The 12,892-nt window shown below is 69.7% G+C and carries 13 protein-coding genes and 1 pseudogene; 10 read left to right on the top strand and 4 right to left on the bottom strand.

What is annotated here, in order from left to right; translation table 11 throughout:
• Positions 1–17: 17 nt before the first annotated feature.
• The 7 genes from KHP12_RS40115 to KHP12_RS40085 all read left to right on the top strand — a co-directional run bounded on the left by KHP12_RS40115 (position 18) and on the right by KHP12_RS40085 (position 6,147).
• The gene (locus KHP12_RS40115; protein WP_246648827.1) at positions 18–1,142 is read left to right on the top strand and encodes an FAD-dependent monooxygenase; all 1,125 of its coding nucleotides are present in this window, start codon (positions 18–20) and stop codon (positions 1,140–1,142) included.
• 29 nt (positions 1,143–1,171) lie between these two features.
• Positions 1,172–2,362 (top strand): alpha/beta hydrolase family protein, encoded by a 1,191-nt coding sequence (locus tag KHP12_RS40110; RefSeq protein WP_208653063.1) that lies wholly within the window; start codon positions 1,172–1,174, stop codon positions 2,360–2,362.
• Position 2,363: 1 nt separating this feature from the next.
• Positions 2,364–3,311, top strand: coding sequence for a VOC family protein (locus tag KHP12_RS40105; RefSeq protein WP_086882693.1), 948 nt, complete (start codon positions 2,364–2,366; stop codon positions 3,309–3,311).
• A 14-nt stretch (positions 3,312–3,325) separates the two neighbouring features.
• Entirely contained in the window at positions 3,326–3,790 is a 465-nt protein-coding gene (locus tag KHP12_RS40100; protein ID WP_086882694.1) for a lipocalin-like domain-containing protein, read from the top strand.
• Positions 3,790–4,254 carry a cupin domain-containing protein gene (locus KHP12_RS40095; protein WP_167442567.1) on the top strand — a complete coding sequence of 155 codons (465 nt, stop codon included), beginning with the start codon at positions 3,790–3,792 and terminating at the stop codon, positions 4,252–4,254. The genes KHP12_RS40100 and KHP12_RS40095 overlap by 1 nt, the downstream gene beginning before the upstream one ends.
• 90 nt (positions 4,255–4,344) lie before the next feature.
• Positions 4,345–5,187, top strand: coding sequence for a fumarylacetoacetate hydrolase family protein (locus KHP12_RS40090; RefSeq protein ID WP_086882696.1), 843 nt, complete (start codon positions 4,345–4,347; stop codon positions 5,185–5,187).
• Positions 5,188–5,220: 33 nt separating this feature from the next.
• Positions 5,221–6,147, top strand: a complete 927-nt coding sequence (locus KHP12_RS40085) for a VOC family protein (RefSeq protein WP_086882697.1) — start codon at positions 5,221–5,223, stop codon at positions 6,145–6,147.
• Between the two features lie 102 nt (positions 6,148–6,249).
• On the opposite strand, the pseudogene KHP12_RS40080 reads toward KHP12_RS40085, so the two are convergent.
• The 4 genes and pseudogenes from KHP12_RS40080 to KHP12_RS40065 all read right to left on the bottom strand — a co-directional run.
• Positions 6,250–6,568: pseudogene (locus KHP12_RS40080) on the bottom strand (transposase family protein); the annotation flags it as partial.
• Positions 6,569–6,708: 140 nt separating this feature from the next.
• On the bottom strand, positions 6,709–8,373 hold the full coding sequence (locus KHP12_RS40075; RefSeq protein WP_211834267.1) for an amidohydrolase family protein: 1,665 nt from the start codon (positions 8,371–8,373) through the stop codon (positions 6,709–6,711).
• A 43-nt stretch (positions 8,374–8,416) separates the two neighbouring features.
• Complete coding sequence (locus KHP12_RS40070) at positions 8,417–9,298, bottom strand: NmrA family NAD(P)-binding protein (protein WP_086882699.1); 882 nt, start codon at positions 9,296–9,298, stop codon at positions 8,417–8,419.
• Between the two features lie 27 nt (positions 9,299–9,325).
• Positions 9,326–10,021 carry a DUF998 domain-containing protein gene (locus tag KHP12_RS40065; protein ID WP_167442568.1) on the bottom strand — a complete coding sequence of 232 codons (696 nt, stop codon included), beginning with the start codon at positions 10,019–10,021 and terminating at the stop codon, positions 9,326–9,328.
• 104 nt (positions 10,022–10,125) lie between these two features.
• Here KHP12_RS40065 and KHP12_RS40060 point away from each other — a divergent pair, with 104 nt between their 5' ends.
• From KHP12_RS40060 to KHP12_RS40050, 3 genes are all read left to right on the top strand, one after another.
• Positions 10,126–10,680, top strand: coding sequence for a MarR family winged helix-turn-helix transcriptional regulator (locus tag KHP12_RS40060; protein WP_086882701.1), 555 nt, complete (start codon positions 10,126–10,128; stop codon positions 10,678–10,680).
• Positions 10,681–10,748: 68 nt separating this feature from the next.
• Positions 10,749–11,357: a TetR/AcrR family transcriptional regulator gene (locus KHP12_RS40055; RefSeq protein WP_211834266.1), complete on the top strand. Its 609-nt coding sequence runs from the start codon at positions 10,749–10,751 to the stop codon at positions 11,355–11,357.
• A gap of 308 nt (positions 11,358–11,665) precedes the next feature.
• Positions 11,666–12,880 (top strand): MFS transporter, encoded by a 1,215-nt coding sequence (locus KHP12_RS40050; protein WP_211834265.1) that lies wholly within the window; start codon positions 11,666–11,668, stop codon positions 12,878–12,880.
• The last annotated feature ends 12 nt before the right edge of the window (positions 12,881–12,892 follow it).

Genomic DNA, 12,892 nt, shown 5'->3' with positions numbered 1-12,892 from the left:
CAAGGAGGACTGGACCCATGGGGAACACAGACGACGTCCGGTCGGCGCTGATCGTCGGCGCCGGCATCGCGGGACTGACGGCGGCGAGCGCCCTGGCCGGGCGGGGATGGCTCGTCGAGGTCGCCGAGGTGAGCACCGAGGGAGCCACCGTCGGCTGGGGGCTGAGCCTGACCGGCCCCTCGCTCCGCGCGCTCGACCAGCTCGGGCTGGCCGACCAGTGCCTCACCGCCGGATACGGCATGCACATGATCACCAACACCGACGCGCATGGCGCGGTGACCCCGGTCGCGCTCCCCTGCCTGCTCGGCGAGGACCGCCCCGCCATGGCGGGGATCGCGCGCGGGGAGTTGCACCGCATCCTGCACACGGCGGCGCTGCGGCTCGGGGTGCGGATCCGCTACGGGCTCAGCGTCTCCCGACTGGCACAGCAGGCCGGACAGGTGCATGCCGAGCTGACCGACGGCACGACGCGCACCGTCGACCTGCTGGTGGGTGCCGACGGTATCCGCTCGACTGTCCGCAACCTCACCGGGTGCACCGCCCCGGTCGACTACCACGGCCAGATGGTGTGGCGGGCGCTCGTGCCGCGCCCCGACTGGGCCACCGGGATCCACACCTACGCGAGCACCGGCCACCAGACGGGACTCGTGCCGATCTCCGCGACCCAGGCCTACGTCTTCCTCACCGAGAACGGGGTGCGGCCCGACGTGCTGCCGGATTCCGAACTCGCGGAGCGGATGGCCGAACTGCTGGCGTCGTTCGCCGTACGGGTGGCCGAGTTCCGGCCGCTGGTCGCACGCTCCGGTTCGGTGGTCCGGCGGCCGGTGCAGACCGTGATCGTCGATGCGCCGTGGTCCCACGGCAGCAGCGTCGTGATCGGCGACGCCGCGCACGCGCCCTCGCCCCAGATGATCAGCGGCGCCGCCCTCGCCATCGAAGACGGCCTGATCCTCGCCGAGGAGCTGGACCGGCAGCAGGACGTGCCGAAGGCCCTCGAGTCGTTCACCGACCGCCGCTGGGAACGGTGCTCGGTCCTGGTGAAGACCTCAGTGGCGATCTCCCGCCTTGAGCAGGAACAGCGGCACCGCGACTCGCACCAGCTCATCGACGCCTGCCATCGGCAGATGGCGCAGCCGACGTGACACGAGCCGGTATGACACAGGAGGTTGAGTTGTCCCCAACAGACGCACAACACGACGTCACGCAGCACGATGTCGCAGCAGACTCCCCACAGGACGCCCCGTCCCTGCCCGAAGCGAAGGCGTGGCTACGCACGCATCTCGCGGAGCGGCGCAACCCGTTCAACGCCATCGGCGAGGCTGCGGCCGCCCAATACATTGAGACGCTGCCCGGCCTCGACCCGGTTCGGTGGGCCAAGCACTGGCTCGGCGGCGCGACCAAGTTCGCGGCTGCCGCCGAGCGTGCCGAGGCCGACGGCGGCCGGCGCGCCGCGCTGGAGAACTGGTGGCAGGCCTACCAGTTCGCGTTCCTCGGCCGGTACCCCTCCCCCCTCCACCCCGCCAAGCTGGCCGCGTACGAGCAGGCCCGAACCTACTTCGCCCGGGTCTGCGAGCTGGAGGACACCCCGGTCGAGCGGGTGAGCGTCCCGTTCGAAGGGCGCGAGGGCGAGGGCGACTCCGTCACATTGCTGGTCGCCCGGCCGCCCGGCGGCTCGGCCAGGCCGCCAGTGGTGTTGATGTGGGGCGGCATCGACGTGTGGAAGGAGGAGAGCTACGCCCGCGGCCGGCTGCTGCGTGAGCGCGGCTTCGCCACGGTGCACCTCGATAAGCCGGGCATCGGCCAGTCCCCGGTGCTGGCAGGGCCGGATGCGGAACGCCAGTGGGACCCCGTCTTCGACTGGCTGCAGGGCAGGGACGACCTCGACGGTGACCGGGTCGCAGCCCTCGGCCTGTCCTTCGGCGGCTACTGGGCGATGAAGCTGGCACACACGCACCGCGAACGCCTCGCCGCCGCGGTCAACTGGGGCGGCGGAGTGCACCTGACGTTCCAGCCCGAGTGGCAGGAGAAGTCCCGGCACGCCTCGTCCTACCTGATGGACCTCATGCCGGCCCGCGCCCGCATCTTCGGCGGCAGCACCTTCGCCGACTACGTCGCGCGCTGCCCCGAGCTCTCCCTGCTCGACCAGGGGGTCCTGGACCGCGAGTCGTGCCCACTGCTGCTGGTCAACGGCAAGGACGACCAGCAGAACGCCGCCGCCGACATCCACCTCGCCCTCGAGCACGGCGACCCGAAGACTGCCCGGCTCTTCCCCGGCGGACACATGGGCTCCGGCCCGGTCCTGCCCACCATCGCCGACTGGCTGGCCGACCGGCTCGGCCCGACAGCGAAAGAAGGAAACTGACATGACCACCAACACCGTCGCACCCCTGATCACCCACCTGCGGCACGTCGACATCGCGATGCCGAACTTCGACGAACAGCGCGCGTTCTACCAGGAGACCTGGGGGCTGACAGAGACGGCCCACGACTCGGGAGTCTCCTTCCTCGCCGCTGAAGGCTCGCCCGAGCAGTACGTCGTCCGCCTCCGCCAGGACGGCCAGAAGCGCACCGACCTCATCGCGTTCGGCGCCGCCAGCCCCGCCGACGTGGACGCCGTCGCCGAGCGACTGATCGCCCAGGGCGTGCGGCTGGTGCACGAGCCCCGCGTGATGGACACCCCGGGCGGCGGCTACGGCGTCCGGTTCTTCGACAACGAGGGACGTGTCGTCGAAGTCTCCGCGGACGTCGCGGTGCGCAAGCACCGGAAGATCGAGGCGCGCGAGCCCGTCCCGGTGAAACTCTCGCACGTGCTGATGAACACGCCGACGCCGGAGGCAACCGTCCGCTGGTACACCGACCACCTCGGATTCCGGCTGACCGACACGATGTGCATCGGCGACCGCGAGATCATGTGGTTCCTGCGGTGCAACACCTTCCACCACAGCTTCGGCTTCGTGCGCGGCCCGCACGCCGCCTTCCACCACGCCTCGTTCGAGATGCGCGGCATCGACGAGTTCATGCGCGGCACTGGCCGCCTGCACCGCCTGGGCTACGAGCGGCTCTGGGGCCCTGGGCGGCACCTCGCCGGGGACAACTCGTTCAGCTACTTCCTCGACAAGGCGGGAAACACCGTCGAGTACACCACCGAGGTCGAGACGATCGACGAGGACACCTGGCACCCGCACCTCTACGACGTGCGCGATCCCGCCAACTCCGACGTGTGGGGCACCGCGAACAACATGAACGAGTTCGTCGCAGCCCGCTCGCAGAACGACGTCGACCGCGGCCTGTTCGTCGCACCCCCGATGTGAGCGGAGGGGACGACATGACGACCTCGGTGCGTACCCGGCTCTCCGGCAGCTGGCGGATGACCGACTGGAAGGTCTTCCGCGGCGAGGAGGAGCTCGACCCGCCCCTCGGCCCGGCGGCCGACTGCGCCGGACTGCTCATCTACACCAACGAGGGGACGATGAGCGCCAACCTTACGCTCCTCGAGCGGCCCCCCTTCGCGGACGGCTCGCTCGACGGCGGCACGCAGCAGGAGCGGGCCGACGCGTACCGCTCGGTCATCGCGTACGCCGGCACCTACGACGTCGACGAGCTGACCGAGGCGGTCGTCCACCACGTGGAGATCGCGACGTTCCCGAACTTCGTCGGCACCGACCTCACCAGGACGTGCATCTTCGAGGACGAGAACACCCTGAAGCTCGACACACCTCCGATGGAGATGGGCGGCGAATGGCTCGGCAGCTACATCCGCTGGCAGCGCACAGGGACGGAGGGCCAGTGATGCGCGAGATCCGAAGGATCGTCACCGGCCACGACGGCGAAGGACGGTCCACCGTCGTCGAGGACCGCGTGTGCCCGCACGTAGAGACCACCGCCGACGCCACCGTGACGAATCTCTGGCTGCACGAGGGACGCCCCGGCAACGCGGCCGACTACCGCGACCCGGTCGGCCCCGGGGTGCCGCTGCCGCCCCCGGCCCGGGGCAGCGTGCTGCGGGTGGTCGAGTTCCCGCCGCGCGAGCCGGGCAGGTCCGCGTTCGTCCACCGCACGGATTCCCTCGACTACGCCTACGTCATCGACGGCGAGGTCTACAGCGTCCTCGACGACGGCGAGACCCTCCTGCGCGCCGGCGACGCGCTGGTCCAGCGCGGCACCAGCCACGCCTGGGACAACCGCTCCGGCCGGCCCTGCACCGTCCTGTTCGCCCTGCTGGATGCCGAGCCGCTCCGTCCCGCCGAGGGCTGAGCACCAACGGGGCCGTCGCCTCGGACCGCAACCGTGCCGAGCCGCCGGCCCCCTTCCTCTTTCAGTACACCCAGTTACAGGAGTCACACCGTGCGGATTGTCAACCTCGCTGGCCGTCTCGCACTGCTCCGCGACGGCCGCGCCGTCGACGTGCAGCGGGCAGGCGCGGGCCGGTTCGCGGCCGACCCTCAGGCCGTCTACGAACGCTGGGAGGAGTTCCGGGCCTGGGCCGACACCGCGGATCTCCCTGAGGGGGAGCCCTTCGCCGCGACCGACCTCGGCCCGCCCACACCACTGCCCCGGCAGACTTTCGCTATCGGGCTGAACTACCGCGACCACGCCGCCGAGTCGGGATTCGACGTGCCCGAGGGGCTGCCACTGGTCTTCACCAAGTACGCCACCGCCATATCCGGGCCCGTCAGCCAGGTGAGGCTCCCCGAGGGCGGCCACACCGACTGGGAGGTCGAGCTGGTCGCCGTGATCGGCCGCCGCACCGAATCGGTATCCGAAACGGACGCCTGGGATCACGTGGCCGGGCTGACAGCCGGGCAGGACATCTCTGAACGGCTGCTGCAGCAGTCCGGCCCGGCACCGCAGTTCAGCGTGGGCAAGTCCTACCCCGGCTTCGCTCCCCTCGGACCGTGCCTGGTCACCCCCGACGAGTTCAACAACCCCGACGACCTCGAGCTGAGCTGCACCGTCAACGGCGAGGAGGTCCAGAAGGACCGTACCCGCGACCTGATCTTCCCCGTTCCCACCCTGATCGCCCGCCTCTCCGCGGTCCTCCCGCTGCTCCCCGGCGACGTCATCTTCACCGGCACCCCCGCCGGCGTCGGCTTCGGACGCAGCCCCCAGCGCTGGCTGGCCCCCGGGGACGAGCTCGTCAGCTTCGTCGAGGGCGTCGGCGAGCTGCGTCAGACCTTCGTGGAGTAACCCCGGGCCGCACCACGGACAAAGGAGTCCAACATGGCACTGCACCGTCTGACCTCCCTCACGATGGGAGTCCCCAACGCAGCCGAGACAGCCGCGTACTACACGGAGTTCGGCCTCACACCGGCCGACAACGGCTGGTTCGCGAGCCAGGACGGCGGCCGCCAGCTGCGCATCGTCCAGACCCCGACCCGCCGCCTGGTCGAGATACGCATCGGCGCCGACACCCCCGACGACCTGGCCGCGGCCGCCTCGCGCCTGCACCGTCTCGGCATCGACAGCCGCTCCGAGCAGAACCGGCTGACAGCCCATGACAAGGCTACCGGCGTCCGCGCGGTGCTGGAGGTGACCCCCGGGCTCGTCCAGGCCCCGGTCCGGGGCAGCGCCTATAACGGGCCCGGCCGCCACGACCGCACCGGCGCCCGCGCGCCGGGGGTCCTGCGCACCGACCCCGTACGGCCCCGCAAGCTCGGCCACGTCGTCCTCGGCACCCTGGACTTCGATGCCACCACCGTCTTCTTCCGCGACGGCCTTGGCTTCAAGGCGTCCGACTACATCAAGGACCAGGGCGCCTTCCTACGCTGCTCCACCGACCACCACAACGTCCTCGTACTGGCCGCCCCGATCGCCTTCCTGCACCACACCTCATGGCAGGTCGACGACATCGACGACGTCGGCCGGGGCGCCGCCGCCATGCTCGAAGACCATTCGGAGCGTCACGTCTGGGGCCTCGGCCGCCACCACGCCGGATCCAACTTCTTCTGGTACCTCAAGGACCCAGCCGGCAACTTCTCGGAGTACTACTCCGACATGGACTGCATCGTTGACGACCAGCTGTGGACCCCGGAGGTCCTGGAGGGCGCCAAGGGCCTGTTCAGCTGGGGCCCGCCGCCACCACCCTCCTTCCTGTCCCCCGACGACCTCGCCGGGCTGATGACCGACGCTCACAGTACGCCCAGGTAACTCTCACGACGCCGCCCGCGTGAGCGTCATCTGCCCCTGTCCCTGCCGAATACTTCATCCGTGCAGGCTCCGACCAGGGAGGATGAATTCTCGGCAAGCACAGCGGTGGGTGCGGGCAGCGGTGAGATCGTGAGTGCGGCCGGGCAGTGCGGGCGAGATCCACAGCAGCTTGCCCGCGGGATCAGCGACGACCTGCAGGTTCACACAGTAGCGGCGGTGTTTCTGGGAGAAGTCGGCCCGGCTGTCGCCGACCCGGTCGCACTCGGCGAGCGTGCCGTCGAGCAGGACGTACTCAGGGGCGGTCTCCGGCAGGACACGCAGCAGGCCGGGTGCCCGGGGGCACGACGGCGGTGACGTAGGCGTGGGCGGTGCCGACGGATATGCCGAACCCGACGGCGATCTGCGCGAGTGGGCCGTGTCTACACACCGGGCCGACCAGGACACCAACGGGGCTCCTGTGCGTGTGGGTTGAGACTTCGAACACCTCCCTCAACGGCACGGGAGCCTCATGCGTTGCGCCCCCTGAACCCGTCACCCGATCAGTGGCCACAGCGAAAGAGCTCAGTCGTTCTTCTTCTCCCCTTCGGCCAGCAGCTTGTCGACGGTCGCCGTGAGGTCCTCGGAGGTGAAGGCGTGGCCCGCGCGCACGACCATCGAGATGGCGCCGAGGTTGTCGACGGAGTCGAGGGGATCCGCGTCGAGGAGCAGGAAGTCGGCTTCCATGTCCTCCGCGACCCGGCCCATGCGGTGGGCGAGTCCGAGGTAGGTGGCCGGAGCGGTCGTCGCCGTGCGCAGGACCTCGAGCGGTGTGAGCCCCGCTCTGGCGAGTTCGCGGAACTCGTGCTGGATGGTGTTGGCCACGGCGCGGCCTGATGTGTCGGTGCCCGCCATGAGGGGGGCACCGGCCTTGGACCAGATGCCGATCGTCTGGATGACCCGGTCGTAGTACTGATGGTTGATGTCCCGCACTTCGGGGTGCAGGGCCTCGTAGGTGTCGATGTCGGCCAGCTTCTTCTTGCGCTCCTCGACGGGCATTTTCTTCAGCCATGGGTCGGACCGGAACTCCGGGTCGTCGAGCCGGTACTTCGAGCGCAGGTTGGCCAGGGTGGGGCACTGCCATGTCCTGTTCCGGGCTAACATGTCGCCCAGTTCGGTCGCCCGCTCCTCCGAGTACGTCGACAGCGCCTTCTTGAGGAGCACCACGCTGGGATCGTCCGGCTCGGCCCTGCCGACGGAGGAGATCAGCTTTTCCTTGAAGAAGCGGTCGAACACCTTACCGGCGCCTGGCAGCCCGGCCACCCAGCCCGGTATCGGCAGCTCCGTGTCCTGCTGCTCCCAGAGCCTGTCCGGAGTGGCCGAGAGGGACAGAAAGACGTTCGAGCCCGTCCCGAGGTGCTCGATCGAGTCGAAGCCCCGTTCAGATGCCTCCTCGATCCGGATGGCCGGCGGCAGGTGCCCGGCGATGCGCATACCGCGCTTGTGCGCGGCCTCGATCGCGGCGAAGAACACATCCCGCTCCGTCAGAATCATCTTGATGAAGTCCGCGCCCTGGTCCCACTGCCGGGCGATCTCCTCCCGGACGTCGTCGACGGAACCGGCGTTGAACGGCAGCAGGAGGCCCCCCGGTATCCCCAGCGGCCTCGGTGCGTGCTCGGTCAGGCCCAGGCGCTGCTCGGCGCGGTAGGTCAGCATCTCCTCCGAACCCTGCATCTGCCGCATGCCCGTCACGCCCTGGGCGAGCATCGTCGCGTACGCCAACCGCGTGTCCGCCTTCTGAAGGGCATGGGTGTGCATCTCGTTGTAGCCCGGAACCGCGTACCGTCCGGCGCCGTCAATGACGCGCATCGAGGTCTCCGCAGGTGCATCCCTGCTGGAGAAGACCGACGCGATGTGTCCGTTGCGCAGGACGATCGACCGGCCGGAGGTCCGGCTGCCGTCGAGCGGATCCACGATCGTGACGTTGTCGACGCGCATGTCGACGGCATCGCTCCCAAGCGTCCTGGCCGGCACGTCGGGGGCCATCGCGCGCGCGACCGCCTCCCGGCCGAACGCGCCCGAGCCGATCAGGACCGCCCCGAGCCCGACCTTCTTGAGAAGAGTGCGGCGTGTACTGCCCTTCGAGGCCGTCGTCGCCTCGGCTCTCTCCGTCCGCGACTCCGCCGTGCCGGTGCCGCTGACGTCCTCCTCGGACGTGTCCTCATCTGTCGGGCGGGGGTCGTGACTCATGAGTTCTGCCTCTCGTCTGCGGGAGCGAAACGCTGCTGGAGTACTAGGGCCTGGCGCGTGCCCATTCCTCGATGGTTGTCGTGTGCAGTCCGAGGGCGTGTGCGTACTCGGGGCGTGCCGGGGCGGGGTGGGTGTCCAGGTGTTCCTGCAGTAGAGCGAACGGTTCCGGAAGGCCTGCTGCGCGGGCTTCGGCTGGGCCGGCTGTGAGGGTGATGTCGGCGTCCCACGCCGTGGACAGGATTGCGGCGATCTGGCGGAAGCTGGCCATGGCGCCGGCCAGTTCGAGTTCGACGCCGTCGAAGCGGGCCGGGTTCGCGAAGGCCGCCGCCGCGGCAGCGCCGATGTCGTCCACTGCCACGAACGCGCGGGGTGCGTCCGGATCGCAGGCCACCAGCAGCCGGTCGGACGTGCGGCCGGCGAAGTAGGGGGAGGGCCGTTGGAAGCTCTCCAGAAATGTCGACGGACGCACCATGGTGGTGAACTGCGCGCCTACGTCACGGAGGGCGGCCTCGGCCGCCGCCTTGCTCCTCCAGTAGTGCGCCATCTGCACACCCCACCGGTCCTCGTCCACTGGCCGGGACACCCCGGAAACCGACGTGTGCACGACCTGCCGCACTCCCGCCATGGCCGCCGCCTCGGCGAGACTTAGCGCGCGCCGGACCTCGGCGTGCGGTTCTCGGCCCGTGAGGTCGGGTGTCTGGACGGAGAAGATGCCGTACGCGCCGTCCAGGGCGGCCTTGAGTGACTCCGGTTCGTCCAGATCGCCCTGGAAGAGCGGTATTCCCAACTGGGTCAGGGGCCGAGCCCGCGGGGAGCTCGGGTCGCGGACCAGGGCGCGGACCTGTGCGCCCGCCTTGGCCAGAGCCCGTGCCACGGCGCCGCCCTGCCGCCCCGTCGCGCCTGTAACCACGATGACATCGCTCATCAGAATCTCCTTGCCGGGAATGACGGGTCAGGCGGTTGCCGGGATTTCGCTGCGCCTTGAGGCCTTGAAGGCCGAGGCCATGACGGCCGTGCCGATGACCACGAGCCAGACCTGTATCGGATGGCTCGAGAGCCGTTCGGTCAGGCCGGGGCCGACGCCGAGGTGGAAGGCCGTGATGCCGGCCTGGCCGCCGAGGGCGAGTACCGCTCCGACGAGGCCGAGGGCTCCGAGGGCCATGCCGGTTCGGGCGAGGGCGGGGGAGGTGTCGCGGATCGCGATCGCGCTCAGGAGGACCGCGACGCTGCTGGGGGACTGCGCCAGCGCGCCGATCATGTGCATCGTGATGTTGACGTCCTCCGGCCCGAAGCCGACGATGACGCGGCCCAGGCCGGTGAGGACGAAGAGGACCCCGGCGATCCGTGTGAGGCGGCTCTGCGGCCAGTACCGCCAGAGCAGGACGGCGCCGAGTGCGGTGAGGGCGCCGGAGACGACGAATCCGATGTTCATGAGGTCGTGGCCCGGTGAGCAGACGTAAAAGCTCTCACCGCCTGGGACGGTGAAGGGCCCGCAGGTCGTGTTGCCGATGTCGCTGATGTAGTTCTTCCCCCAGTCGTACGACGGGTTCTCCCACTGGGCGATGGCTGCGAGCTGCAGGACGAGCCAGACGGCGACGCCGGCCACCCACGCTGCCGCTCCGAGGAACTGTCGGCTGGCTATGGCCACGGTTGGGCCTCCTCGTTCTCTCCACGGATACTTTCCGCGGAAAGTAAACCTACGTCGATACACTTTCTGTGGCAAGTAATGGATCCGCAGGGAGGCTGGTGCTCATGACGTCGCCGAAGGCCGCGTACGACAGCGGTGCGGCGGGACGGCCGCTGTCGCGCGAGGAGAAGTCGCTCTCCGTGCCGCTCCTCGGGGTCGTCATGCTGCTTCCACGGGCACTGGACGCACGGCTGCAGCGCGAGGCCGGACACTCGCTGCACGAGTACCAGGTGCTGCTGTGGCTGTCGGTGAGCGAGGACGGCCGCCAGCACATGACCGCGCTGGCGGAGGCGGCCCATGTCACGCCCTCCCACCTCTCGCGGCTCGCCGCGCGCCTGGAGCGCCGCGGGGCACTGAAGCGCCTGCCCGACCCCGACGACGCGCGCTGCGTCCTCGCCGAACTGACCGATATCGGCAGGCAGCTGCTTGCCGAGGCCGCTCCCGTCTACCGGGCCGCCTTGCGTCAGTTGGTCTTCGAGCAGCTGCCTGAGGAGGACATGGAGGGCTTCGGCCGCCTCGCCGACTCCATTCTGGCCGCGCTCCGGGCCAACGGCTCCGTGCCGACCGCGATGGAGCCGGCCCTCGGCAGCGGTCCATCGGAGGCCTGCGCGCCCCAGTGACGCGAACTTACGATGGGGCGGTCGAGGACGTCGAGTCGCGGGGTGAGGGTGTGGGCAAGAGGGCGAGGGTGACGAACGGCGGCCCGTCCGGGGACGCCGAGCTCACCGCGCAGACCCTGGAGCGCGCGGCGCTGGAGCTGCTGCGGCGCGATGGTGTGCTCGGCGGGCTGAATCTGCGTGAGGTCGCCGACCAGGCGGGAGTCAATCGCGGGCTGGTGTACCACTATTTCGGCTCTCGCGGGGACCTGCTGCGCTCGGCGCTGCGCCGCAACGTCCGTGAACGCGTTTCCGCCATGCGCATCCACAACCGCCCGATGCGTACCGGAGCCCGAATCCGGGAGGCGGTCAAGAGCGGCATCCGCTACGCGTCGTCGATCCGCCTGGCAGCCCTTCTGGTTCTGGACGGCGACAAGCAGCTCAGGGTGATGCCCGATCTGGAGCGTACGCAGGAGCAGTTCCGGCGGGAGCAGGACGCGAAGCTGATCGGCCGGGATGTCGACCTGGTCGCTCTGCATGCCGTGCTCCACTCCCTCGTGGCCGGCTATGTCCTGTCGCGCTCGCACCTGGCCAAGGAGTTCGGGGTGGGGGTGCGCGAGCTCGACGAGCGGTTCATCGCGCTCGCGGAGCGTTGCTTCAGCGCCGTGGACGGCCCGTTGGCAGACGTTTCGGACGACTGATCGCACCCTTCGGCAGGGAGAGTTCCCGCAGCTCAAGGAGTATCCTGCCGCCTCCCGTCCCGGACTGCCATCGATTAGCACTTCGCTAAATTTCGCTGTCCATCCCATTGACGTAACGCTAAATCGCCGGGTTTCATCAATGGCGTTGGACCGCATACCAGTTGGTATGCCCGGCGCTCTTCGGCGTGGAGGAGGCGGGATAGGTGGCAGCTCCACAAGTTGCCGGACGATCCGGTGCGAGGGATTCCGGCGAGATCGTTGCGCGTAGTGCCCGGGCGTGGGCGGTCACCGCGATGGTGGTGGCCCTGATGTTGATCAACTTTGCGGACAAGGCGGTACTCGGCCTGGCCGCCGATCCGATCATGGAGGAGTTCGGCCTCACCGCGGGTGAGTACGGTGCGATTGCCAGCAGCTTCTATCTGCTCTTCAGCCTGTCCGCGGTGGTGGTGGGGTTCGTCTCCAACCGAGTGCGGACCACCCGGATCCTGGCCGTCATCGCAGTGGTGTGGTCGCTGACCGCGCTGCCGGTACTGCTGGCCGCCGGTGTTCCGGCGCTGTACGCGAGCCGCATCGCGCTGGGGGCGGCAGAAGGGCCGACCGCGCCGCTGGCTGTCCACGCGGTGCAGAAGTGGTTTCCCGAACAAGCCCGCTCGGTCCCGACCGCACTGATCAACATGGGCGGGGCGCTGGGCCTGGCGATCGCCACTCCGACGCTGGTGTACGTCATCGCCCAGTACGGCTGGCGTGCTGCCTTCGCCGTCCTCGCGGCGACCGGACTTCTGTGGGCGGTGCTGTGGGCGTTCGTCGGCCGTGAGGGCCCGCTGGACACCTTCAACGCAGGGCTGCACACCGCGGGCAAGGGCGAAACGGGCACCGAGCCGCACATCCCCTATCGCCGTCTGTTCCTCAACCCGACCTGGCTCGGTGCGCTTGCCGTGGGCGCCGGAGCCTACTGGTCGCTGGCACTCGGCATGGCCTGGCTGCCGGCGTACCTGGAGCGTGCGCTCGGCCACAGTGCCGCGGCGGCGGGAAACATCGTGATCGCCCCGCATCTGGTCAGTGCGGCCGTGCTGCTGGGCGTTCCCTGGGGTACCGGGCACTGGATGCGCAACGGGGCCACCGGGCGGACCGCCCGGGGTGTCACCGGGGGTCTGCTGGTGCTCGTCGCCGGAGTGTGCATGCTCGCGCTGCCGCACACCGGTGGCGGGCTCGCCGTGCTGCTGCTGACCCTGGCGTTCGGCCTGCCCAACGCGATGTTCCCGTTGCACTACCTCGTCCAGGCGCAGATCGTCCCCGTAGGCCGTCGGGGCGCGGTGCTGGCCACAGGTACCGCCCTGGTGACCCTCGTCGGGATCGCCGCCCCCGCCGTCACCGGCCGCATCATCGACACGGCGGACTCGGCGAGCGAGGGCTTCCGGACAGCCTTCACCCTCAGCGCCGCACTGCTGATCGTCGGCGGTCTGATCGGATTGCTCACCGTCAACCCCGAGCGCGAGGCCCGCCGCCTCGGGCTGACCAGCTGATTCCCGCTACGA

Origin of the sequence: Streptomyces asiaticus, from assembly GCF_018138715.1 — a bacterium.
In the GTDB taxonomy this organism is placed as follows: domain Bacteria; phylum Actinomycetota; class Actinomycetes; order Streptomycetales; family Streptomycetaceae; genus Streptomyces; species Streptomyces asiaticus.
The sequence above is the reverse complement of the archived record's forward strand: the minus strand, read 5'-3'. Positions and strand labels throughout refer to the sequence as shown.

What these genes read in the sequence shown, in the direction of transcription:
- KHP12_RS40060 (WP_086882701.1), top strand. Translation starts at nt 10,126, where the DNA reads ATGACGTCGCCGAAGGCCGCGTACGACAGCGGTGCGGCGGGACGGCCG.
- KHP12_RS40105 (WP_086882693.1), top strand. Translation starts at nt 2,364, where the DNA reads ATGACCACCAACACCGTCGCACCCCTGATCACCCACCTGCGGCACGTC.
- KHP12_RS40085 (WP_086882697.1), top strand. Translation starts at nt 5,221, where the DNA reads ATGGCACTGCACCGTCTGACCTCCCTCACGATGGGAGTCCCCAACGCA.
- KHP12_RS40070 (WP_086882699.1), bottom strand. Translation starts at nt 9,298, where the DNA reads ATGAGCGATGTCATCGTGGTTACAGGCGCGACGGGGCGGCAGGGCGGC.
- KHP12_RS40115 (WP_246648827.1), top strand. Translation starts at nt 18, where the DNA reads ATGGGGAACACAGACGACGTCCGGTCGGCGCTGATCGTCGGCGCCGGC.
- KHP12_RS40095 (WP_167442567.1), top strand. Translation starts at nt 3,790, where the DNA reads ATGCGCGAGATCCGAAGGATCGTCACCGGCCACGACGGCGAAGGACGG.
- KHP12_RS40050 (WP_211834265.1), top strand. Translation starts at nt 11,666, where the DNA reads ATGTTGATCAACTTTGCGGACAAGGCGGTACTCGGCCTGGCCGCCGAT.
- KHP12_RS40100 (WP_086882694.1), top strand. Translation starts at nt 3,326, where the DNA reads ATGACGACCTCGGTGCGTACCCGGCTCTCCGGCAGCTGGCGGATGACC.
- KHP12_RS40075 (WP_211834267.1), bottom strand. Translation starts at nt 8,373, where the DNA reads ATGAGTCACGACCCCCGCCCGACAGATGAGGACACGTCCGAGGAGGAC.